General features: G+C 35.4%; 24 protein-coding genes and 2 pseudogenes. 8 read left to right on the top strand and 18 right to left on the bottom strand.

All coding sequences use genetic code 11. From position 1 onward, the window contains the following. Positions 1–6: 6 nt before the first annotated feature. On the top strand, positions 7–1314 hold the full coding sequence (locus EBF12_RS08650; RefSeq protein ID WP_121727296.1) for a (Fe-S)-binding protein: 1308 nt from the start codon (positions 7–9) through the stop codon (positions 1312–1314). A 138-nt stretch (positions 1315–1452) separates the two neighbouring features. Beyond that, on the top strand, positions 1453–2298 hold the full coding sequence (cheP, locus tag EBF12_RS08645) for a cheVAW transcriptional regulator CheP (protein WP_121727295.1): 846 nt from the start codon (positions 1453–1455) through the stop codon (positions 2296–2298). Positions 2299–2440: 142 nt separating this feature from the next. On the opposite strand, the gene EBF12_RS08640 is transcribed toward cheP, so the two are convergent. The 3 genes from EBF12_RS08640 to glmU are packed head-to-tail and all read right to left on the bottom strand — an operon-like array spanning position 2441 to position 4375. Continuing rightward, complete coding sequence (locus EBF12_RS08640) at positions 2441–2812, bottom strand: hypothetical protein (RefSeq protein WP_244196483.1); 372 nt, start codon at positions 2810–2812, stop codon at positions 2441–2443. 4 nt (positions 2813–2816) lie between these two features. After that, positions 2817–3014 carry a sulfur carrier protein ThiS gene (gene thiS / locus EBF12_RS08635; protein ID WP_121727293.1) on the bottom strand — a complete coding sequence of 66 codons (198 nt, stop codon included), beginning with the start codon at positions 3012–3014 and terminating at the stop codon, positions 2817–2819. 23 nt (positions 3015–3037) lie between these two features. Then, positions 3038–4375: a bifunctional UDP-N-acetylglucosamine diphosphorylase/glucosamine-1-phosphate N-acetyltransferase GlmU gene (glmU, locus tag EBF12_RS08630; RefSeq protein ID WP_121727292.1), complete on the bottom strand. Its 1338-nt coding sequence runs from the start codon at positions 4373–4375 to the stop codon at positions 3038–3040. An 88-nt stretch (positions 4376–4463) separates the two neighbouring features. On the opposite strand from glmU, the gene fliP reads away from it, so the two are divergent. Then, complete coding sequence (gene fliP / locus EBF12_RS08625) at positions 4464–5288, top strand: flagellar type III secretion system pore protein FliP (RefSeq protein WP_121727291.1); 825 nt, start codon at positions 4464–4466, stop codon at positions 5286–5288. Between the two features lie 23 nt (positions 5289–5311). Then, positions 5312–6502 carry a tRNA (uridine(54)-C5)-methyltransferase TrmA gene (locus EBF12_RS08620; RefSeq protein WP_121727290.1) on the top strand — a complete coding sequence of 397 codons (1191 nt, stop codon included), beginning with the start codon at positions 5312–5314 and terminating at the stop codon, positions 6500–6502. Positions 6503–6655: 153 nt separating this feature from the next. Here the strand turns inward: EBF12_RS08620 and EBF12_RS08615 are convergent. The 7 genes and pseudogenes from EBF12_RS08615 to EBF12_RS08590 all read right to left on the bottom strand — a co-directional run bounded on the left by EBF12_RS08615 (position 6656) and on the right by EBF12_RS08590 (position 11098). Continuing rightward, a pseudogene (locus EBF12_RS08615) lies at positions 6656–7763 on the bottom strand (alpha/beta hydrolase). 147 nt (positions 7764–7910) lie between these two features. Continuing rightward, the gene (locus EBF12_RS08610) at positions 7911–8375 is read right to left on the bottom strand and encodes a MerR family transcriptional regulator (protein ID WP_121727289.1); all 465 of its coding nucleotides are present in this window, start codon (positions 8373–8375) and stop codon (positions 7911–7913) included. 51 nt (positions 8376–8426) lie between these two features. Then, the gene (locus EBF12_RS08605; RefSeq protein ID WP_121727288.1) at positions 8427–9395 is read right to left on the bottom strand and encodes an aldo/keto reductase; all 969 of its coding nucleotides are present in this window, start codon (positions 9393–9395) and stop codon (positions 8427–8429) included. Between the two features lie 71 nt (positions 9396–9466). Then, the gene (locus EBF12_RS08600) at positions 9467–9940 is read right to left on the bottom strand and encodes a hypothetical protein (protein ID WP_244196480.1); all 474 of its coding nucleotides are present in this window, start codon (positions 9938–9940) and stop codon (positions 9467–9469) included. A gap of 41 nt (positions 9941–9981) precedes the next feature. Further along, positions 9982–10239 (bottom strand): hypothetical protein, encoded by a 258-nt coding sequence (locus EBF12_RS08595; protein ID WP_244196479.1) that lies wholly within the window; start codon positions 10237–10239, stop codon positions 9982–9984. 133 nt (positions 10240–10372) lie between these two features. After that, a complete protein-coding gene (locus EBF12_RS11290; RefSeq protein WP_167444798.1) occupies positions 10373–10519 on the bottom strand; it encodes a hypothetical protein in 147 nt (48 codons plus the stop codon). A gap of 3 nt (positions 10520–10522) precedes the next feature. Continuing rightward, positions 10523–11098, bottom strand: a complete 576-nt coding sequence (locus tag EBF12_RS08590) for an NAD(P)H-dependent oxidoreductase (RefSeq protein ID WP_121727287.1) — start codon at positions 11096–11098, stop codon at positions 10523–10525. Between the two features lie 125 nt (positions 11099–11223). Here EBF12_RS08590 and EBF12_RS08585 point away from each other — a divergent pair, with 125 nt between their 5' ends. Beyond that, a complete protein-coding gene (locus EBF12_RS08585) occupies positions 11224–11562 on the top strand; it encodes a winged helix-turn-helix transcriptional regulator (protein WP_121727286.1) in 339 nt (112 codons plus the stop codon). A 1-nt stretch (position 11563) separates the two neighbouring features. On the opposite strand, the gene rrpB is transcribed toward EBF12_RS08585, so the two are convergent. Continuing rightward, positions 11564–11908, bottom strand: a complete 345-nt coding sequence (gene rrpB, locus EBF12_RS08580) for a MarR family transcription factor RrpB (RefSeq protein ID WP_115635349.1) — start codon at positions 11906–11908, stop codon at positions 11564–11566. Positions 11909–12082: 174 nt separating this feature from the next. Between rrpB and EBF12_RS08575 the strand changes: the two genes are divergently transcribed. Beyond that, positions 12083–12760 carry an NAD(P)-dependent oxidoreductase gene (locus tag EBF12_RS08575; protein WP_121727285.1) on the top strand — a complete coding sequence of 226 codons (678 nt, stop codon included), beginning with the start codon at positions 12083–12085 and terminating at the stop codon, positions 12758–12760. Positions 12761–12803: 43 nt separating this feature from the next. Here the strand turns inward: EBF12_RS08575 and EBF12_RS08570 are convergent, their stop codons facing one another. The 3 genes from EBF12_RS08570 to EBF12_RS11150 form a co-directional block, all read right to left on the bottom strand. Then, the gene (locus EBF12_RS08570) at positions 12804–13202 is read right to left on the bottom strand and encodes a sugar O-acetyltransferase (protein ID WP_244196478.1); all 399 of its coding nucleotides are present in this window, start codon (positions 13200–13202) and stop codon (positions 12804–12806) included. Continuing rightward, the gene (locus tag EBF12_RS11980; RefSeq protein WP_244196477.1) at positions 13186–13413 is read right to left on the bottom strand and encodes a hypothetical protein; all 228 of its coding nucleotides are present in this window, start codon (positions 13411–13413) and stop codon (positions 13186–13188) included. The genes EBF12_RS08570 and EBF12_RS11980 overlap by 17 nt, the downstream gene beginning before the upstream one ends. Positions 13414–13536: 123 nt before the next feature. Next, positions 13537–13701 (bottom strand): hypothetical protein, encoded by a 165-nt coding sequence (locus EBF12_RS11150; RefSeq protein ID WP_157979088.1) that lies wholly within the window; start codon positions 13699–13701, stop codon positions 13537–13539. 146 nt (positions 13702–13847) lie between these two features. Between EBF12_RS11150 and EBF12_RS08565 the strand changes: the two genes are divergently transcribed. Together EBF12_RS08565 and EBF12_RS08560 are read left to right on the top strand one after the other, a co-directional pair. Continuing rightward, positions 13848–14699 carry a hypothetical protein gene (locus tag EBF12_RS08565; RefSeq protein ID WP_121727284.1) on the top strand — a complete coding sequence of 284 codons (852 nt, stop codon included), beginning with the start codon at positions 13848–13850 and terminating at the stop codon, positions 14697–14699. After that, on the top strand, positions 14696–15580 hold the full coding sequence (locus EBF12_RS08560; RefSeq protein WP_121727283.1) for a DNA-methyltransferase: 885 nt from the start codon (positions 14696–14698) through the stop codon (positions 15578–15580). Before EBF12_RS08565 ends, EBF12_RS08560 begins: the two co-directional genes overlap by 4 nt. A 24-nt stretch (positions 15581–15604) precedes the next feature. Here EBF12_RS08560 and EBF12_RS08555 read toward each other — a convergent pair whose 3' ends face one another. From EBF12_RS08555 to EBF12_RS08540, 4 genes and pseudogenes are all read right to left on the bottom strand, one after another. After that, positions 15605–16519, bottom strand: coding sequence for a Dam family site-specific DNA-(adenine-N6)-methyltransferase (locus EBF12_RS08555; protein ID WP_121727282.1), 915 nt, complete (start codon positions 16517–16519; stop codon positions 15605–15607). 121 nt (positions 16520–16640) lie between these two features. Next, a complete protein-coding gene (locus EBF12_RS08550) occupies positions 16641–17549 on the bottom strand; it encodes a DNA adenine methylase (protein ID WP_244196476.1) in 909 nt (302 codons plus the stop codon). 1 nt (position 17550) lies between these two features. Beyond that, positions 17551–18813: pseudogene (locus tag EBF12_RS08545) on the bottom strand (restriction endonuclease). Continuing rightward, on the bottom strand, positions 18803–20926 hold the full coding sequence (locus EBF12_RS08540) for a DNA cytosine methyltransferase (RefSeq protein WP_121727281.1): 2124 nt from the start codon (positions 20924–20926) through the stop codon (positions 18803–18805). Before EBF12_RS08540 ends, EBF12_RS08545 begins: the two are co-directional and overlap by 11 nt. Positions 20927–21022: the final 96 nt, after the last annotated feature.

The raw sequence follows: 21022 nt of genomic DNA, 5'->3' as shown, positions 1-21022 counted from the left end.
GCGATAATGCTTGATTTACAAAGTGTGGCAAGTGCGTGTGTGAAGTGTGGGAAGTGTATCCCAAACTGCACCATTTATATGGCTAATCGCGATGAAGTTACCTCTCCGCGTGGATTTTTGGATTTACTAGGGGCGTATAAACGGGGCGATTTGGAGCTAAATAGTCAAAGCAGGGAGATTTTTGAATCTTGCTTCCTTTGCACCACCTGCGTAACGCACTGCCCTTCTAGTCTGCCTGTTGATGTGGCAATAGAATCTGTCCGTGTGGATATTGCGGAAAAATATGGCATTGCGTGGTATAAAAGGGCGTATTTTTACCTTTTGCGTCATCGCAAGGCGGCGGACTTTGTGTTTAGATTTGTGCATTTTATTATGCCTTGTGCGTTTAAGGAAGAAAATGGGCGGCTTGTTAGTCGGCTAAAGTTATTTAAGGGTGTGGATTCTAAAAGGGCTAAACGCTCCGTTTTCCCTGTGTGGAGAAAGTCATTTTTGCAAAAATATCAAGGTGAGATTTTGCCAACTGCCAAAACTGCTCCAAAAAATGCCTTGCAACATAATAGGGTGGCGATTTTTATCGGTTGTTTGAGTAATTATAATTATGTGAGTGTTGGGGAGAGTTTGCTTGAGATTCTAAATCATTTGGGGATTAGGGCGTTTGTCCCGCATTTGCAGGAGTGCTGCGGTGCACCGGCGTTTTTTACCGGCGATGTGAAAAGCGTGGTGCATTTGGCAAAGAAAAATATTGATTATTTTGAAAGTTTTTGGGATAGCATTGATGCGATGATAATCCCTGAAGCCACTTGTGCGGCGATGATTAAAAAAGATTGGCTTCACGCTTTAGATTCAGATTCTACTCTAAAAGATTATGCACAAAGGCTTGAAAAGCTTTTACCTAAAATTTATATGGCAAGTGAGTGGCTCTATCATCATACGCCTTTAAGTGAGATTATTCCACAGAATCTTGCTGGGGAAAGTATCACTTATCACGACCCTTGCCACGCTAGGAAGGTGCTAGGTGTGTATAAAGAGCCACGAGTGCTTTTATCAAAGGGCTTTAGGCTTAAAGAAATGAGCGATTCTAGTAGGTGTTGTGGTTTTGGAGGCATTAGTATGCAAAGCTCACGCTATGATCTCACGCTCAAAGCTGGTGTGCCAAAGGCGGAGATGATAGAGAGAAGTGGAGCGGAGATTGTCAGTGCGGAGTGCGGGGCGTGTCGTATGCAGATTGATAATGTGCTCACACAAATAGATTCTAAAGTGCGTTTTGCTCACCCCTTGGAGCTTATCGCACAGACTCTTAAGGCTAAAGTATAAAATAATGTGAAAGCTAGAGGTAATTTTACTTGTTTTGGTAAAAAATAGGCAAAATTTAAACGCATTTATACTGCTTTTTGATATAATCCGCACATTGCCAACAATATGACATTAGAATGAGTTTCCAAAGGACATTTGATGAATGAGCTTTTACTGAAGACAATTGATAATTTACCCCCATTGCCAGAAACCGTGATGAAGTTGCAGCAATATGTAGATTCTTCTGGTTCTGAGGTGCAAGTGCAGGGTGTGGTGGATATTATTTCTAAAGATCCACTTTTGACAGGGGATTTACTGCGTTTGGCAAACTCTCCATACTATGGATTTTCTCGCGAGATTTCTACGCTCAATCAGGTTGTATCTTTGCTTGGTATCAGTAATGTCAAAAATGTCGCTATCGCTAATTCTTTGCGTGGGAGCTTTAAGATTGATGTTTCGCCCTATGGATTAGATACGCAGGAGTTTTTGGGGAATTGCAGTAAAGAGGCGGATTTTATCTCTGAATGGTTTTCACAAACTGATAAGAAACTCGCCCAAGTGCTTGTGCCTTGTGCTATGCTGCTGCGTTTGGGAATGATGCTTTTTGCCAATACGCTTATTCAAAGTGAGAAGGACAAGGAGTTCTTAGCTCAGCTCAAAGAGAGTAATTTTGCTGATATTGGTGCGGTTGAGACCGAGTTTTATGGGCTAGATCATCTTACATTTTTGGGCTTTTTGTTTGATCATTGGAAGTTTGATGAGATTCTCATTCAAAGCACAGCATATATTACAATGCCTCACGCCGCATCTGATGAAGTTAAGAAAAATGCTTATGCTCTAGCCATTGTTAATAAGGTCTTTGAGCCATATAATGGAGGAAATGCTTACAATATGGAAGATGCCATTGCCCTGATTAAAGAGGCTAAGACACAAAATATTGTTTTTGATATGGACAGATTCTTTGAGATTCTCCCAACAGATGCAAAGCTAAATCTTGGCAAGTGATAATCTTTTTGCTTCTTTTGTAAGACAAGCCTAGAATCTCCAGTTTCTAAGCTCACCCCTTTTTCTTAAACTTATTCTATCTATTGTGTGGAAAAGACTTTGTAGGATTTTGAATTTTGTTGAGATTTTGTGTGAAAGGAAGCTATTCTTTTAATAACCCATTACTAAAGCTTTTTAGACTTTTTTGAAAGACATTTTCACCCGTGCTGATAGGAGAGTTAGAGAGAGTTGTGTGGCATTGTATGCAGGAGTTAATGACATAATGCTCTTTGGCTAGGCTTGGAGCTTGAATCTTGCTTATATCGTGGCAAGCAAAGCAGTCTTCTCCGCAGCCGCCCATATCAATTTGTGCCATTTTGGCATCAGTGTGGCAGGTTTTACACTCCAGCATTGCACTATGCCGTATGTCATTTTGATAATCTAATTTCGCGTGGCAGCTTTTACAATCCCCAGTGCAGGCAAATACACTATTACACATAAGAATAAAAAGTAGAATCTTCCTCATTGTACCCATCTTATCACCCACCGCCCACAAAGTCTAATATCTCCACTTCATCACCATTTTGCAATATATATTCGCTCCATTTTTCTTTCTTTAGCACCTGTGTATTTACTGCTATTGCCATTGCTTTATGCGTAATGTCAAGTTTTTCAAGCAGTGCCAAAATCGTGCTAGATTCTAGCTCATATACTTTGCCATTGAGTAAAATCTGCATATGCTCTCCTTATTGCCAAAAAATTACTTATCAAAAAATTTATAATAGCCATTGTTGATATTTTTCTGCGGGGTGCGTGATAGGGCTAAATCCCCATCTTGTAAATCTTTTGTTATCGTGCTACCCGCACCAATAAGCACATTTGAGCCAATTTCAAGTGGTGCGACAAGCTGCACATCACTGCCTACAAAAACATTTTTGCCAATGATTGTTTTATGCTTTTGTTTGCCATCATAGTTGCAAGTAATCACCCCCGCACCGATATTGCTTCCTTCATTCGCTTCGCAATCGCCCAAATAGCTCAAATGCCCCGCTTTCACACCACGCAATACACTTGCCTTTGTTTCTACAAAATTGCCGATATGCGTATGCACAAGATGGCTCTTTGGGCGGATATGTGCCATAGGACCTATATCGCTAGATTCTATAATACTAGATTCCACCACGCTATGGGCTTTAATGTGAGAGTTTATAATCTCGCATTTTCCTAGAATCTGCACACCTTGTTCTAAGATGCACTCACCGCTAAACTTCACGCCAGATTCAATATAAATCGTATGGGGCAAGTGCATAATCACGCCTTCTTCCATAGCCGCATTGCGTAGTCGCTTTAATATTACTTCTTGAGCTAGAGATAGCTGAAGTTTGGAATTTACCCCCATAAATTCTTCCTCTTCAACTTGCAGTGCAGCTATCTCAACGCTATTCTGTCCAGCATAAAAAATCACATCGGTAAGATAAAATTCCTTTTGGTTATTGCTATTTTGCAAAAGTGGTAGATAAGATTCTAAAATATCTTTGTGAATCTTATACACCCCAGCATTTACATATTTGATATGTAGCTCTTCTTGCGTGGCGTCTTTTTGCTCTATAATCTTTTGCACTTTGTTATGTTCTAGCACCACGCGTCCATAGCCGTTTGGATTTTCAAGATGCAAAATACTCATCACAATTTTGGCAGGATTCTCACAAAGTTGCTTAAGCGTTTGGCTACGCACAAGGGGCATATCACCATTAAGGATAAGCATTTCATCGTATTTATACGCAAAAGAGTGTTTTGCTCTCTCTCCACTCCCGCCTTGCATAATCGCCCCACCAGTGCCCGGATAGTTTGCATAATCCTGTGTGTGAAAATGCAAATATCCATTTTCATAAGCTTGTGGGTAAGATTCTGCAATCTTTTCTCTTACCAAAGATTCTTGATGAAATAGCACAATATGCACATCATCGCTCAAATTCAAAGCTTCATCAATGGAATAAAAGAGCATTGCCTTGCCACATAGGGTATGTAGCACTTTGGGAGTATTTGACTTCATACGCGTTCCTGTTCCAGCTGCCAAAATCACTACCGATACACTCATTTTCACTCCTTTTGACTTCACTTTTTATGTAATTTTAACACACTAAATCCTATAATACGCCCCTTAAGTTTCATTTTTGGAGTAATTTTTGAAAAAACTCATAGGTATTGTATTGCTTTGTATGTGTCATTTTGCTTATGCAAATCCACAAAGCCTAGATTCTCCAAATGCCAATCTCACTCCAGCCCTGCCAGCCCCATCAAATATTGCTCCTCTGCCTTCACTCCCTAAAAACCCCGTGTTGCCTTCAGTGGATTTATCGCTTACCACACCACAAGAGCCAACCGAGCTAGTTGCAACGCTTAATATCGTCCTTATCATCACGCTGCTTGTGATTGCCCCCTCACTTGTGCTTGTGATGACAAGTTTTACACGCATTGTCATTGTCTTTGCCTTTTTACGCACGGCACTTGGCACACAGCAGTCCCCACCAACGCAAGTTTTGGTCAGTCTTGCACTTGTTTTGACTTTTTTCATTATGGAGCCAGTAGCGACAAAAAGCTATGAAGTTGGCATAAAGCCCTACACTGAAAAGCAAATCTCTTATGATGAGGCATTTGAAAGAGCCATTGTGCCTTTTAAGGATTTTATGATTAAAAATACACGAGAAAAGGATTTGGCACTCTTTTTTAGAATCCGCAACCTTGAAAATCCCCAAACCGTTGATGATGTGCCACTAACCGTGCTTATCCCGGCATTTATGATAAGTGAGCTTAAGACGGCATTTTGGATTGGATTCTTATTGTATCTGCCCTTTTTAGTCATTGATATGGTGATAAGCTCCGTGCTTATGGCAATGGGTATGATGATGTTGCCGCCGGTTATGATTTCACTGCCTTTTAAGATTCTAGTCTTTGTGCTTGTTGATGGGTGGAATCTGCTGATTGGGAATCTTGTGCAGGGTTTTAAGTAGCTTAGGCTTATTTAAGATTCATTATGAAGTGTCAGCATTTTGGTGTATGTGGTGGCTGTGAGCTAGATTCAGATTATGAAAAACAGCTAGAATCTAAGCTCAAGCAAACCCAGCAGGAATTTAGCTCCCTTTTTTCTAGCAATGGTTTTTCTTCCGCAAATCTAAGCGTTCATAACTCGGTGGAATGGGGCTTTAGAGCAAGGGCGGAGTTTAGATTCTACACGGATAAGGACAGACTATATTTTGCGATGAGTAATAGAGAGAAAAATCATCGCACCCCCATCACACAATGCCCCATTTTGCTTCCTTTAATTCAAAAAGCTATGTCCTTAGTCATTGAGGGTTTGGAGACAGATGAGCCTTTACGCACAAAAGTTTATGCCTGTAATTTTTTGGCAAGTATAGGCTCACAAGGAGAGATTATCATCTCGCTTATTTATCACAAAAGGCTAGATTCTCTATGGGAGCAAAAAGCTCAAGCTATGCGTGATTGGCTGTATAAAAAGCTTGGTGTTCCCACACATATTATTGGAAGAGCTAAAAATCAAAAAATAGTCCTTGGATCTTTTTGTGTGCGTGAAAGCTTAAGACTTTTTGCAGATTCTAAGCAGGAGCGAATTTATTCCTATCTCAAGCAAGAATCTAGCTTTTCTCAACCCAATTCTTTTATCAATACCAAAATGCTTGAGTTTGTTAGCACTCATCTTAAGGCGCTTTATCCCCACCCTACGAGCGATATGCTTGAGCTTTATTGTGGAGGCGGGAATTTTAGCATTGCTTTAAGTGGCATTTTTAGGCAGATTCTCGCTACTGAAGTGGTAAAGTCGGCTATCTCGCTTTTAAAGCAAAATATGCAGCTTAATGCTTGTGAAAATATTACGCCTGTGCGGCTTAATGCCCTTGAAACGCAAGTGGCATTAAGTGGAGAGCGGGAGTTTTTTAGGCTAAGGGGCATTGATATAGGGCATTTTGCTTTTGATTGTGTGCTGATTGACCCACCAAGAAGTGGCGTTGGTGAAGCAAAGATTCTGCATTTTCTGCAACAATTTAGCACGATTGTGTATATTTCGTGCAATCCCCATACACTTTTGCAAGATTTGCAAACGCTGACACAAAGTCATAGGATTTTGCATTTTGGGCTTTTTGACCAGTTTCCACATACCCATCATAGAGAATCTGCACTTGTTCTACGCTCTAAATCACTACTTCCTTAGCACCAAAACAAAGGCAGACAACGCAAAAAGTGGATTAACTCAACACATAAAAATGGCAACATTACGACAAATCCGCCCCTTGTGTAAAACATATTGCCAACATACTAACAAAAACAATTTTATCTATTCGTATATTCTCTCCTTGAAAAATATTTATACTAAATACTGCTTGAAAAATGCCGTGATTTTCGCAAAAGGGATAATATCTAGCTTATCGTATAAATCCGTGTGTGAAGCGTTTTTGACAATGAAAAGCTCTTTATTTTTACCCTTAAGCTTTTTATACGCATCTTCGCTAAAATACATACTATGTGCCTTCTCCCCGTGTATCAAAAGCACTGCATTTTCAATCTCATCACTATAAGCTAAAATCGGCATATTCAAAAAAGATAGCATTGAAGTGCGATTCCACCCGCCATTAGATGCTAATGATCGCTTGTGATAAGCACGAGGTGTTTTGTAGTAGTTATGATAGTCTTTTACAAATTCTGGTGCATCGCTTGGCAGTGTGTCTATCACGCCTCCCTCTAGGGCATACATACCGCTTTTATAGTCTTTTAGCCTTTGGTCTGCTAGCTCTTTTCGCTTTTTATTCCTTGCTTCTTTGCTATTTTCTTTATCAAAATAGTCATTTGCATACACGCGAGTCATATCATACATCGTAGAAGCAAGAGTAGCCTTAATGCGTTGGTCATTTGCCGCCGCATTAATCGCAAAGCCCCCAAAACCACAAATCCCCACAACACCGATTTTACTAGAATCTACATTAGGATAAAGGCTTAGAAAATCCACCGCCGCACTAAAATCTTCTGTATTTATATCAGGCGAGGCGACAAAGCGAGGAAGCCCACCGCTCTCCCCTGTAAAGCTTGGGTCAAAGGCTAGAGTGATGAAGCCACTTTCTGCTAGAATCTGCGCATAAAGTCCGCTTGACTGCTCCTTTACCGCACCAAAGGGACCACTTAGTGCGATAGTTGGAAGCTTAGAATCTTTATTTAGATGTTTTGGTAGATACAAATCAGCAGCAAGTGTGATTCCATAGCGATTATGAAAGGTTACTTTTTTGATGAAGCACCTTAGAGCTTTTAGGGAAAGTCTTATCCCACTTCGTGCTAAGATTTAGCTTTTCTTCTCTAAATTTTTGCGTGTTTTGACTTTGAGGGCTATTTTCTTTTGCAAAAAGCGTATTGCTTATAAGCAACGCCTCAGCTCCTACACCAACTTTTTGTAAAAAATCTCTACGATTTTGTCCTATTTTCATTGCATATCCTTTAATAAAATGTGTGATATAGAATCTGCTTTTGATTCTATGCGTGAAAGTATAAAGCCTGACACCTAGTGTCTGTCAAGGGAGATAAAAAGATAAAGTCCAAAAAGCGATTTTCAAAAAGCAATACAAAACGATATATCAAACAACTCTCAAAGCAATATTAGCCATAACACCCAAGCGATACTCTAGCTTTTTTTTACGCTTTTTATAATCCCTGCTATTAGGATTTAAAAAGTCTATGCCTGTTCTTAGCATTTCATCATACATAGAAATTTTATGCTCTACCTTTTTATACGCCGCATTGAGAATCTCAAGCTCCTTTTGAAGCCTCTTGCACTGCTTTTCTAGTAGCTCTTTACGCTCTTTTGCAGTTTTCATACCCCCTGTTGTAAGGCTAATGTAGTGCTTAATGTCCTTAATGCTCATATTGCAATTCCTTAGACAATTCACCCACTCCACCCAGCCTATATCACTTTTTGCAAAGTAACGCACACCATTTTCATCACGCTCTATAAAGGGGAACAGCCCCTTATCCAGCCAGAATCTAATCTTTCTTGATGGAATCTCTGTCATTTTCTCAACTTCTATGATTGTGTATGCCATTTGTTTTCCTTGTCGTTTCTTGTAATTATAGGGTAAAAAGTGAATAAACCCCTAGCAATCCCAGCCAAAAAGGCTTTTATTACTATCAATCTGTGTGATAGAATCTCTCTCGTTTTGCGTTAAGTTAAAGTCAAAAAGTTGCTTATTTTCTTGCAATCGCTTTAAACTTGAAGCCTTTGGGATAATACTCATTCCTTTATCTAGCAGAAATTTTAGGGCGATTTGTGCGATGCTTTTGTGATGGGCTCTTGCTATGCTTTGTAGAGTCTCATTTGTAAAAATACCATTTCTCCCACAAGCTAAAGGACTCCACGCTTGCAAGTGAATATGCTTAGATTCTAGAAATTTTTGCAATGTGCGTTGCTGAAAGAAAATATGTGCTTGGACTTGATTTAGCACCGGCTTAACACGCACAGAATCTAAAAAATCCTCCAAAAACTTGCCATAAAAATTTGAGATTCCAATCGCGCGTATAAGCCCTTTGTGATAAGCCTCTTCACAGGCTTTATACATCTCCTTAGCATTTGCATAAGGCTCGTGGATTAGCAGTAAATCTACATATTCTAGCCCAAGATTTTGTAGGCTACCCTCTATGCTTTGCCACGCCTTTTTGTAGGACATATTAGATGAAAGCTTTGTGGTGATGAAAAGCTCATTTCTTTGCAATGGGCGGATTTGCGGTGAATCTGCTAGGTTTGTCTTGCTAGATTCCATATGGACTGGTTGTCTGTGTGGGCTTGAAGTTGGCGTAATGTTAGAATCTAAATGTTTTGTGAAATGAGTGTCAAAAGCTCTAGTTTCTTTTGTATGCAAACTAGAATCTTTTAGAGTTTGCATAGCCCACGCTATGGCTATGCCTAGCTCATTTTCATTATTATACATTTGTGCGCTATCAAAGAGTCTGTATCCAATTTGCAAGGCATTTTGCATTGTCTCTATACCTTTTTGCCCACAAAGCTCATAGGTCCCAAGCCCAATGCTAGGCATTGTAATGCCATTATTTAGAGTGATATATTGCATTGATGTCCTTTAATATTTTTTTGAATCTTAGATTTAAGCTTGGCATTATAAAGCCTGACACTTAGTGTCTATCAAGAGAGTTTGTGAAAATTTGCAATATTTAATGACTTAATACTCAAAGCACTCTCTTTTGCTACCATATCTATTTTGTTGTATGCCTTTGAGAGAAGCGACTTGTTTTCCTCATTTTTTACCCCTACGATATTTGCCAACTCTTTGCAATATAAAAAAACATCGGCATTACAGCCTTTTGTATCTGGCAATAGCATTGTCGTTTCTAGCAGTTTTGTTGTCCCATTGTCAAAAAATATTTTGCAATACTTTTCAAAAATAAGGGCAAATTTAGCATTATAAATACCAAGCTTCTCTGGCTTTGTGTGCTTTTGCGGATTTGTAAGAAAGATGACTTTGTCGTGTTTGTAGGTATAAGTTTTTGCCGTATTAGCAAATGTGATGTGCCATAGATTATCTTGCTCTTTTATGCTTGTAATAGATTTTGTTTTGTCTTCACCATTAAGCAAAATCAAAAATTTTATGCTATCCATAAATACTCCATAATAAGTTTATGATATTATAAGATAAAATATTACACCACAACCGCCCCTTGCATTTGCTTTTCATAATTTTCTTGTATCTCAATAAAGGGGAGCTTGTATTTTTGACATTGCTCTTTTAATGCACTATGCTCTTTTATAAGCTGCTCTTTATTAACCTTGTAAGATTCCTTGCGTTTTTCTATGACATTTTCTTTGTGCCAAATGGTGTGATAATGCTTTAAAATATATTGCTTTGAAAAGGTAAGAAAAAGCACTTTTATAGGGGCAAGTGGCTTAGAATCAAGCAAGATCTTACATTTAAGATTCTTGCATTTTTTGGCTCTAAATTTACACCCTCTAGCATGAGATTTTGTTCATTACAAGTTTCAATAATACCCACAACGATATTCCACAAAAACGCAGTGATTTTAGAATCTTCCTCTACGCTAAAAGGCGGATTTCTAGCCCTTTTATAAAGCCCATTTTGCGATGATCTAGGCTCATATAGGGATAATGATATATTTCAAGTAGCCTTTGTGCTAGAAGTGTTTTGCCCGTATGACTCTCTCCACCAATGAGAATTATCATCGCTTAACAATACCTTTGCAAATGTGCTTTATACTCGCTTATATACTGCCTTACTTGTGGGTTTTTCACCACATCATTACACATAAAAATGGGTAGCCACTCCATACCGCAAAATTCGTGTGCTTTGCGTAAATGCAAATACACACCCTCCACTCCCACACCTTCAAAAAAGCCCCTAGATTCTATAAAAGCTTCTTTTGGGGCATTCCAAGTAACGCTTAACATTACCCTTTTATCCCGTGCTAGTCCGCCACTGCCATATTTTAAACTTTCATCAGCACGACTTCGCCCATCATTTGCAAACAAAATAGAAACGCCCTTAAGATACACTTCATCAATATATTTTTTCACAATCCAAGGCTCACCCATCCACCACGCAGGCATTTGATAGATGATAAGATGAGAATCTGCGATTTTCTTTAGCTCTTCTTCTACCTTGTAGCCTTTATCAATGATAGTCTCTAGCACCTTATAGCCCTTAGATTCTAGCTCCTCTTTTGCCACACTTTGTAAAGTAGCATTAAGTCTTGTGCCATCGTTGCCAAATTTTTTACTGCCATTTATGAGTAATGCTTGCATTTTCACTCCTTGTAAAAATCATTTGCAAAATTATAATTTAAAGCTCACAAAAATACAATACGCAAAATAAAGTAAGATACGCACCAAAAGTAGAGTATAATAAGCAATAAACCCAAAGGATAATAATGCAAGAAATTACAGAATCTATTCATAATTGTTTGCTTTGTGATAGCCCATTTGCCTACACTTTAAGCCTTATTAGTGGCAAATACAAGATGACTATTCTTTACGCACTTTTTCGCTTTGAAGTCGTCCGCTATAATGAGCTAAAACGCCATATTGATGGTGTGTCGTTTAAATCTCTTACAAATGCCTTGCGAGAGCTTGAGAGTGATGACTTAATCAAACGCAAAGAATATCCACAAATCCCACCTAAAGTAGAATACAGCCTATCATCTCGCGGGAAATCACTCATACCGATTTTGGATTCTATGTGTGCGTGGGGCAGAGAAAACAAGCCTTAATTTAAGCCTTAAATTTCTCTAAATCGTGATAGCTTTTACCCCAAGATTCTAAGCTATCTAAAATGGGCTTTAGACTTAAGCCAAGCGGGGTTAGGCTATACTCCACACGCGGCGGCACTTCGGCATAGACTTTGCGTTTGATGAGCTTTGCCTCTTCTAATTCGCGCAGATTCTGTGTAAGCACATTTTGAGAAATGCTTTGATTTTTACTTGCACCTATACTCTTTTTTAGCTCACCAAATCGCTTTGTTTCTTGCAGTAAATCACGGATTATAAGAAATTTCCATTTATTGCCGATGAGATTAAGAGTGGTCTCAACAGCACACACAGAACAAAAAGCATTCATCACGCACTCCTTACAATTTTATCTTAAAAATTATAGTCTAAATTTCCCATAGATTACACAATACTCCTAAATTTATACCTATATTATAAATTTATCCCTACTTGAATTTAGAATGCTAGTTTATTATCATTTCAAAGTCGTTTTGTAACGATAATTTATATAAAAGGATTATTGATGAAACAAGTAGCGATTTTAGCGGCAAATGGCAAAACAGGCAGACTTCTAGTCAAAGAAGCCTTATTGCAAGGGGCTAGTGTGTGTGCCTTTGTGAGAAGTGCCTTTGATATGCAGTGGCTTAAAGAAAGCTTGCAAAATGAGGGCGTGGCACAAGATGAAGTTTTAAGCCGTTTGCAAGTGGTGAAAAAGGATATTTTCGCGCTAGATTCTAGTAATTTAGCATCTTTTGAAGTGATACTTGATGCCTTTGGCGAGTGGCAAAATCTCAAGCTTCATACCGAGCATATCACGCATTTAGCAAAGATTTTGCAAGGAAGTAAGGCTATGCTTTTTGTCGTGGGTGGAGCGGGGAGCTTACTAGTAGATTCTACTAAGCTTGTAGATACGCCAAATTTCCCTGATGAATACAAGCCTCTAGCAAACGCACAAGTGGCAGTGCTTGAGTATCTAAAGGGCGTTAAGGCGCTTAAATGGTGCTTTGTAAGTCCAGCGGCGGAGTTTGTGCCTGATTTAGCAAAGGAGGCGAATGTGCAGATTTCTTACGGACTTTTTCAAACAAACAAGCAAGGCAAATCCATCATAGGCTATGCGGATTTTGCGTATAAGCTTTGTCAAATCGCCCTAGATTCTGCAAGTAACTATGAGAGAAAGCATATAGGCTTATATGCGGAGTAAAGGGCGTTGCGAAGTCCTTTACTACTTGCGATTTAAAAGGATTCTAAAGCGTTTTTAGAATCTTAGCAGGATTGCCGCCGACAATGATATTTGGCGGGACATCTTTGGTTACTACACTTCCTGCGGCGATGATTGAATTCTCCCCGATAGTAACGCCCGGGCAAATCGTAGCATTTATTCCTATCCATACCCTATCTTTTATCACAATGGGCTTACAAAAAGTCGCCTTGCGATTATAGGGATTAAAGTCGTGATTGATTGTAGTGAGACATACCTTTGGGGCGATAAACACATCATCACCGATTGTAATCCCACCCCTATCCATAAAAGTGCAAGATTGATTCATAAAGAAGTTTTTGCCTACCTTGATATTGCGTCCAAAATCCGCATAAAAAGGCGGGATAATCCAAGTGCTACTATCCACTTCATAGCCCAATTTCACTAAAAATTGCTCGTGTAGATTCTGGGCTATGATGTGCGGAGTTGAGCTTATGGGTAAGCTCTATTGTCCGCAAGATAATTTCTTTAATCTTGCCAAACTCTGGATCATTCATATCCACTAGTTCCCCATTTAAATCACGCGTGAAAATGTCTCTATTTGTGCTTGGCGTGGCTTTGGTTATGGCTTTTGTTTTATCATTAGTGTTTTGCATAGTTGTGTCCTTGTAGGTTTTTGTAGAATCTAGTAGTAATCTTGCGATTAAGATTCTACAAGAAAAGTATAAAGCCTGACACCTAGTGTTTGTCAAGGGGAAAATGCAAATTTTATAGAATAATTATAAATTTTCAAGCATTGTCTGAATCTGGGTTTGATACCACTTGCTACCCCAAGTTTCACTACTGCTAAGGGCTTGTCTAAACTTTGGCATAAGGGCGTTATAGCTTAGGTAAGATTCTAAGATTTTGATTACATCATCTGTGCTTAAAGGCAAAATTTGCATCCCCTTAATATGTGTTTTATCATTTTCATAGTAGCAATTTTGTCGGCTTCTAAAGTCATTTAGGACATTTTTGTCTAAATTTTATGGTATTCTTAATGTCTTAAAAATTTGATATAATTTAAAAAAGTGAAGCGTTAAGGAAGAAAATGTGGCAAATTAATGATGAAATAGAGTTTTTTAAAAACGCCTTAAAGGGAGGTTTTGCTAATGCTAAAGATTTATTTTATGATATAGATGATAAATTTTTGGCTTATATACCTAAAGAAATAAAGCGAAATATCCCAACTTTGCAGAGTAGAAATGCGCTTATTGGCAATTATACAGAAACTTGGTGTCAAAAACTCTTAGCACCCATTGCTAGAAAGTTTAATCTTTATGCTGTTAATGGTGTTATTTGTGAGGAATTAGGGCTGATAAAAAGCTCTAGAGCAGATTTAGCATTTTGCACCACGAATGAAAATTATCAACAAGCAAAAAATATCAAGCTTATTTTTGAAATCAAGATGAGTATTGTTAATAACTATCAACTTAATGAAAGTAATGTTATTTTTATGGGCGATTATACAACCCACAAAGCACACCCATCATTAACAAGAAGCGATAGTGTATTAAAAGCCATTGGTAAAGCCATAAACATAAGGGTAAGTTCAGAATCCGCTAGAAATATTCCTATAATTATTTTGGGCAACACACATATTAGCAATAATTATTTGGAGAAAGTGGATCATCTAGGGCAATATGGTGTTTTACAAAAAATCATTTCTTTAAACCCTTCCCTTGTTTCCATTAAAAACTCTCCTTTAGAATATTTTCAAACTCCACAAAATATTGATAGTTTAGAAAAAATATTAGAAAATATTTTAAAGCAAGATTTTTATTATTTTTCGGCAATGATAAATAAAAGTAGTTTAGGAAAGATTATTGCCGAATCTGCAAAATGTCAAAATGAAATACAAATTGCAGAATATTTTTTAAACAAGCTAAAGAAAGTAAAATGACTAAACACACTCAAACTTCTTCCTTTGGCGTAGGTGCTAGAATAGGACACAATTCGTCTAAATTTTATAATTCAAAACTTTATGAAAATTTAGATATTAAAAAAGAAAAAAAACAAAATGATAACGAAATTATGCCACAACATTTAAATAATATATTTTGTCATAGCAGTGAAAAAATGCCAGAATTGCCAGATAATAGTGTGCATTTAATGGTAACTTCACCTCCATATAATGTAAATAAAGATTATGATGAAAATTTAAGTTTAAGCGAATATTTATCTTTATTAGAAGATGTATTAAAAGAAACTTATAGGGTTTTGGTAAGTGGTGGTAGAGCTTGTATTAATATAGCGAATATTGGTAGAAAACCTTATATACCACTTACAATGTATGTTAATCAAATAATGCTAGAGCTTGGTTTTTTAATGCGTGGTGAAATTATTTGGGATAAAAGTGCTAGTAGCGGTGTAAGTCTTGCTTGGGGGAGTTTTAAAAGTGCTAGTAATCCTGTTTTAAGAGATACCCACGAGTATATTTTAGTTTTTTCTAAAGGGGATTTTAAGCGCGAAAAAAAGCAAAATAAGCAAGATTCTATTTCAAAAGAAAATTTTATGGAATGGAGTAAGTCTATTTGGCGTTTTAGTGCTGTAAGTGCGAAAAAAATAGGACATCCAGCCCCGTTTCCACTTGAATTACCTAAACGATTAATAGAATTTTATAGTTTTGAAAATGATGTGATTTTGGATCCATTTATGGGAAGTGGCACAAGTGCTTTAGCCGCTTTACAATTAAAAAGGAATTTTGTAGGTTATGAAATTAATAAGGATTATATAAAACTTGCAAATTATAGAATAAATGAAACAAAAAATACTTTATTTTAAATTTTTGAAGTCATCATTATCCCCTTAGTAATTTGTAACTAGCACTTCACTAGATTCTGCTTTTTTTGTTTGATAATTGCAGTTTTTATAGTGAAAATCTAAATAATGCGCTTTAAATTTTTGATGTTTTTGTAACCAATCTTTTAAAACATAATGTTCTTTATCCTTATGAAAAATAACATTTGAAAAAGCAAAGCGAATATTTTTAGAATCTAAAATTCTTAAAAATTCTAATAAATCTAGCTCATCTTGCAAACTCCAAGCTTTGTTTTCATTATAAGGAGCGGTGGCTAAAAAATAAGGTGGGTCAATATACACAAAGCTTTTAGAATCTAGCATTTCTAAAGGAAAATCTCTAAAATCTTTATTAGAAATTTTAATATTTTCATTTTGTAGTTTAGCGATAAAGAGCCTTAATTTTTCTTGCATATTTTGATTAAAATCCCTTTTTTCACAAGGTAGATTAAATTCTCTTTTAGCGTTAAATCTTATTTGATTATTAAAAGCAAAAATAATTAAGACAAATAAGCAAAAAGGGTTTTTTGTTTTATTGTAGTGATTTCTTAAGACTAAAAAATGCTTTTTATTGTAGCTTGATAAGCCTTTGGCACTATTGCATTGATAAAATTCATAGCCATATTTTGCGGTATTTGAGAGTTTAAATTCATCAATAATATGCCAAATTTTATTAAAAATGATTTGCGGATTTTCTTGCTGAAAAGCTTGATAAAGCTTTGTTAGTTCACTCAAAGAATCGTTAAGGATAATTTCTTTAGCGTTTATATTTATGCCCACATTTGCTCCGCCGCAAAATAAATCTAAAGCGATGTTTATATCTTTGGGAAAAAGCGGGAATAGCTGTGTTAAAAGTCTATATTTGCCACCTACATAGTTAAGCGGACTAGCGATAAATCGCTTCTTTAGCTTTGCGTAAGGCATATAAAAATTCTCTCTTTGTGATTGGCTAACTTACTCTTTCCGATAGTAAAGGGCTTAAAATCATATTCAAATAATTGCGTTTTACCCCTAGATTCTAAAATATCCATAATGTCCCTATCACTTAGCCTTGCATTACTTCTAGCATTTGCACCATAAGTATTATATAAGTAACCACTAAAACCCCACATATCTTTGCCAAAGATTCTATCAAATCTTTAAAAGCCTCTTTGGCTTCTACTTTGCAATATTTGCTTAGATTTGTAGGCTTTGGTTTTAAGGCTACTCCATAAAGCTCTGGCTTTTTATTTTGAGCTAAATTTTCTAATAGATGATAAAACCTGCTATATTGCCTAGAACTATAAGGTGGGTCAATAAAGGCTATGTCAATTTGTCTTTTTTGTTTTAGCAAATTTTGTGCTAAAACATTAGAATCTTCTTTATAAATTTCAATACTTTTTTCAAGCTTTAAAGGGCTTATTAACTCATAGCTAAATCTATCTTTTAAGATAACATTTTTTCGGTAAGCATCATAATGCCCCACCGTGTTTGCCACCCTATCCACACTATAAAATAGGGAGCTTAAAAGGATAAAAAACTCTTTTTCATTGATAGCTTTTTGTTCTAAAAGATAATCAAGTCTATCACGCACATAGCCGATAATTAAAGAATCATTTTTGCTAAAAAACTTAGCTCCAAAATGCTTTGAATAGTAGTTTTCTTGTATATCTTTAGGCTTTAAATGTATAAATTCTTTTTTAAAAGATTCTAGCTTTTTTAAATCAAAAGAATCTTGCATAAAAAAGCCTTGATAAATAATGAAATTAGAATGCAAAAAATCATTAATTATAATCTTGCTAAACTCTTTCTTTTTAGCAAAATACTCGCTCACAACCCCTGTGCCACTAAAGACATCAAAAAAGCTAAGATTTTTCCTTTCTCTATAATCAAAGCTTTTTAAAATACTTTCATTAATAGAATCTAAAAGCCTTGTTTTAGCTCCTGTATAGCGGCGATTTGAGAGAGAAAACATTTTAGCCTTTCGCTTTGCAAAGATTCTTTGGTTTGTTATGCTCAACTAAAATTTGATAGCTTGCTGCTTTAAAATCAGAATAAAAATAATCTATTGTCACAACAAGTGTTGCAAAATCAAATATTGTTTCAAAATCTTTCGTGTTTAGCCCCTCGTTTAACACAAGCTTATAGTTGTTAAAATCGTAAGTTTGTGTTAAATCGTTCATTATCGTATTTGTTTTTGCCAACAAACAAATGTATTGAAAATCTCTGTCAATATAGTTTGTTTGATTATTTGGGTGTGTGTAAGAGAAGTGTTGATTTGGCGTTAATGCAATGAGATTTTCTACAAAATCTGCAATATTTGGAAATTTGTTTGCTGGAAATATATGGTGAATTTGTGTAGCATTTACATTTTCACCATTTTGCTTAACTTCTGGCAATCCATTGTTAAATTTATCATTATAACGGCGGACAATTTTCTTAGCCTTTTGTATGGTATATTGCGTATATTTTTGTGCTATAAAACCCATTTTTTCATATTCTTTTCTTGTGATATTCTTATCTTTTCCGCTATGTGCATCACGCCAATTTATGCGGTTATATTTTAATTCATCTAAGGTTATAATTGTTTTTGATAAATGTCCTCTCTTTGTGCCTTTTTTATGTTTTTTAAAAGCAAGTGGATTTAAAATCTTAGTAAAGATTCTACCGCATTCAACACTTTGATTTATGGGTGTATGTTCTATTGTAAAGTTAATAAAACTATCCTTTAATTTTTTAAAACTATCTTTAGTTTGTATCTCTAAAAATTGTTGAAAATCATCATATATTCCACTATCAAGCAAGACTTTTTCTATATAAAGTTGCAAAAATAAAAGAGCGTTCATATCACGCATTGCAATAAATTCTAATAACTTCATATTATTGATAACAAAAAAATTCTTATTTCATTTTTTACCCATATAAGTTAGAATTCCACTATATGTAAATAAGTTTACAGGCTGTGAGAAAAATTTATCATATTCATTTTTTGCTTTGGTAGAATCTGTGCTGGGCTTAGAAAAGATAGCGGTAACATTTTCATTTGCATACTCACTTTGCCAAATATCGTTGATAGAAAATTTGATTGTCTTGTCATAATTTGTATGTTCTAAAATACAATCTGCAATGATTGATAACACATCGCAAGTGCATTTTTGGTCAATCCACCTAGCATTCCCACTTTTTCTAATATCATAATCATAAGAGTTTAAAAAACTTATAATTTGTTCATTTTTCATTTTTGCTCCTTTTGATACCAAACCAAAAACAACTTGTGCTATCAATATTAAGTGTTCTAGTTTGATAATTGCGTGCGATTTTATAAAATTTTCTAAATTCATCACTTGCGATATAATCTAGTTGTTTTTTTGTAAGAGTGATTGTTTTTTTGGGAATTAAAATTGCCACAGATCCATTTACAATATAGCCTTTTTGTTTTTGTATTAATCTTGGATTGTAAGTCATATTTGGAGTAAGATAAACATCATCTCTATCTAAAAATTCAAAAACTTTAAATAAATATAAATTATCTTTTGATATGTAGCTATCATACCCCTGTATTGATATAATTTTGCCACTATCATTAATATTACGAGATTTAATAACTTGTATATCATTTTTTATTGTACTTGTATTGCTATTGGTTAATTGTCTATCTCTAAAAGATTCAAAAATACCACAATCTAAAGTCTTAAATATACTATCAAAAAATTCATTTCTATAAATCACCCAATAAGGCATTTTTCTATCAAAAATATAAGAATGTTTTTGTAGTGTGCTTAAGCCCATAGGTAAAGATTTGACTTGTATTTCTTTTGATTTGTCCGTTGTTATATTTATTGTTTCTATTAAAACCCCATTAAAACCAAGCTCTCCAAAATCTAGGATAGTTTTAACACCTTTTTTTTCCAACTGAAGTCGCAATGCCTCATATTCTTTCGTATTGAGCAGATTTTTTGGCATTATCATTGATACTTTATCGGCTATCTTTAATGACTTCTCTAAAAATAAAAACGCTAAATTTTTGCCTTTCTTTTTACTAAATGGTGGGTTGCCAACGATTAGATCCGCATTATTGCAATTAAAATGCAAAAAGTCATCACAAATAAATTCTAGGTTAAAATTTTTTGGTGCTTGATTTTTGTAAATAATTTTTAAAATTTGCAAACTTTTAGAATCTATGTCAATGATTTTTAAATTCACTCGCTTAACATTTTCGTATTTTTTGAAAATTATTGGTAAAAAATTTCCACAACCAGCACTAGGTTCAATAATATCAATAGAGTCTTTGTCAAAAGTAGGTAGAGTTTTAGCAATCTCATTAAGAATAAATTTATTAGTGAAATAAGCGGAATTTTGAGTCCTTTGCATATTTGATATTTCTGCTATATTTGCCAATGTGGCTTGTGAAAAAAAATCTCTATTTTTTTCTATAAAGTTTTTTAGATTATTGAAATCTTGCAAATTATGGTTTGTGATTAAACTTTTTATTTCCTTATCGCTAAGATTATTTAGTTTCATAAAATTTTTAATATTATTAGCGATTTGACTAAAAATAGTAGTTGGCACTGCTTCGCCTATGCTTTGTCTTATATTCATTTCACTTCGTTTTGACACTTTGCGTTTTTCATCATTGCTTAAAGAATTAAGATAGTCCAGCTCAAAAGGAAGCCACTTAAAACTATAAGGTATATTCATCATATCCATAAGCTCTCTTATGGAAAATACTCTATCATCTTTTGGGTGGATTGTATTTTGTGAAGCCATTTGGTCGTTTCGTGTGTGAATACAGGGAGCTACACTATCCCATTTTTGCCTTGTATATTTATCGCCATTTTTATTGACATTTTCTATCATTTTTCCATTTTCTATTTTATGTGGTCTTTTACTTGGCTCTTTATTGTCAAACGCACTTTGCCCCTCTTTTATATCCTTTATCCATTCGCGCATATTTTGCGGATAGATTCTAAAGCTATGATAAAAATCATTTCTATCATATTCTCCCCATTCTAAAGAATTGTGATGAAAAATAACTTGTTTTAATGTTTTTTCTTTGCTATATTTTGGAAAGAGTTCTAAAGGCGTGATATAGTTTTTAAGTTCCTTACAAACGCCTATTACCAAGGTTCTTGTCCTGCTTGAATTTGCTCCATAATTTTTAAAATTTAGCACTTTATTATATATTGAATATTCTTTGTGCAAATTTCTTTCTATCATATCGCCGATTGCCACAATGTTCACATTTTTATCTACACAGCCTGTTTTATAAAAACTTGCGACATTTTCTAGAATAAAAAAACTTGGCTTAATTTGCCCTAAAAAAGCTAAGATTTTTCCTTTCTCTATAATCAAAGCTTTTTAAAATACTTTCATTAATAGAATCTAAAAGCCTTGTTTTAGCTCCTGTATAGCGGCGATTTGAGAGAGAAAACATTTTAGCCTTTCGTA

The organism is Helicobacter labetoulli (genome assembly GCF_003670275.1).
GTDB classification, from domain to species: Bacteria; Campylobacterota; Campylobacteria; order Campylobacterales; family Helicobacteraceae; genus Helicobacter_C; species Helicobacter_C labetoulli.
This window is presented reverse-complemented; position numbering and strand designations above follow the sequence as displayed.

Bases quoted from the DNA above. Each gene is read 5' to 3' on its own strand.
- EBF12_RS08650 (WP_121727296.1), top strand. From the start codon at position 7: ATGCTTGATTTACAAAGTGTGGCAAGTGCGTGTGTGAAGTGTGGGAAG.
- cheP (WP_121727295.1), top strand. From the start codon at position 1,453: ATGAATGAGCTTTTACTGAAGACAATTGATAATTTACCCCCATTGCCA.
- EBF12_RS08640 (WP_244196483.1), bottom strand. From the start codon at position 2,812: ATGGGTACAATGAGGAAGATTCTACTTTTTATTCTTATGTGTAATAGT.
- thiS (WP_121727293.1), bottom strand. From the start codon at position 3,014: ATGCAGATTTTACTCAATGGCAAAGTATATGAGCTAGAATCTAGCACG.
- glmU (WP_121727292.1), bottom strand. From the start codon at position 4,375: ATGAGTGTATCGGTAGTGATTTTGGCAGCTGGAACAGGAACGCGTATG.
- EBF12_RS08620 (WP_121727290.1), top strand. From the start codon at position 5,312: ATGAAGTGTCAGCATTTTGGTGTATGTGGTGGCTGTGAGCTAGATTCA.
- EBF12_RS08610 (WP_121727289.1), bottom strand. From the start codon at position 8,375: ATGGCATACACAATCATAGAAGTTGAGAAAATGACAGAGATTCCATCA.
- EBF12_RS08605 (WP_121727288.1), bottom strand. From the start codon at position 9,395: ATGCAATATATCACTCTAAATAATGGCATTACAATGCCTAGCATTGGG.
- EBF12_RS08600 (WP_244196480.1), bottom strand. From the start codon at position 9,940: ATGGATAGCATAAAATTTTTGATTTTGCTTAATGGTGAAGACAAAACA.
- EBF12_RS11290 (WP_167444798.1), bottom strand. From the start codon at position 10,519: ATGATAATTCTCATTGGTGGAGAGAGTCATACGGGCAAAACACTTCTA.
- EBF12_RS08590 (WP_121727287.1), bottom strand. From the start codon at position 11,098: ATGCAAGCATTACTCATAAATGGCAGTAAAAAATTTGGCAACGATGGC.
- EBF12_RS08585 (WP_121727286.1), top strand. From the start codon at position 11,224: ATGCAAGAAATTACAGAATCTATTCATAATTGTTTGCTTTGTGATAGC.
- rrpB (WP_115635349.1), bottom strand. From the start codon at position 11,908: ATGAATGCTTTTTGTTCTGTGTGTGCTGTTGAGACCACTCTTAATCTC.
- EBF12_RS08575 (WP_121727285.1), top strand. From the start codon at position 12,083: ATGAAACAAGTAGCGATTTTAGCGGCAAATGGCAAAACAGGCAGACTT.
- EBF12_RS11980 (WP_244196477.1), bottom strand. From the start codon at position 13,413: ATGCAAAACACTAATGATAAAACAAAAGCCATAACCAAAGCCACGCCA.
- EBF12_RS11150 (WP_157979088.1), bottom strand. From the start codon at position 13,701: ATGCAAATTTTGCCTTTAAGCACAGATGATGTAATCAAAATCTTAGAA.
- EBF12_RS08565 (WP_121727284.1), top strand. From the start codon at position 13,848: ATGTGGCAAATTAATGATGAAATAGAGTTTTTTAAAAACGCCTTAAAG.
- EBF12_RS08560 (WP_121727283.1), top strand. From the start codon at position 14,696: ATGACTAAACACACTCAAACTTCTTCCTTTGGCGTAGGTGCTAGAATA.
- EBF12_RS08555 (WP_121727282.1), bottom strand. From the start codon at position 16,519: ATGCCTTACGCAAAGCTAAAGAAGCGATTTATCGCTAGTCCGCTTAAC.
- EBF12_RS08550 (WP_244196476.1), bottom strand. From the start codon at position 17,549: ATGTTTTCTCTCTCAAATCGCCGCTATACAGGAGCTAAAACAAGGCTT.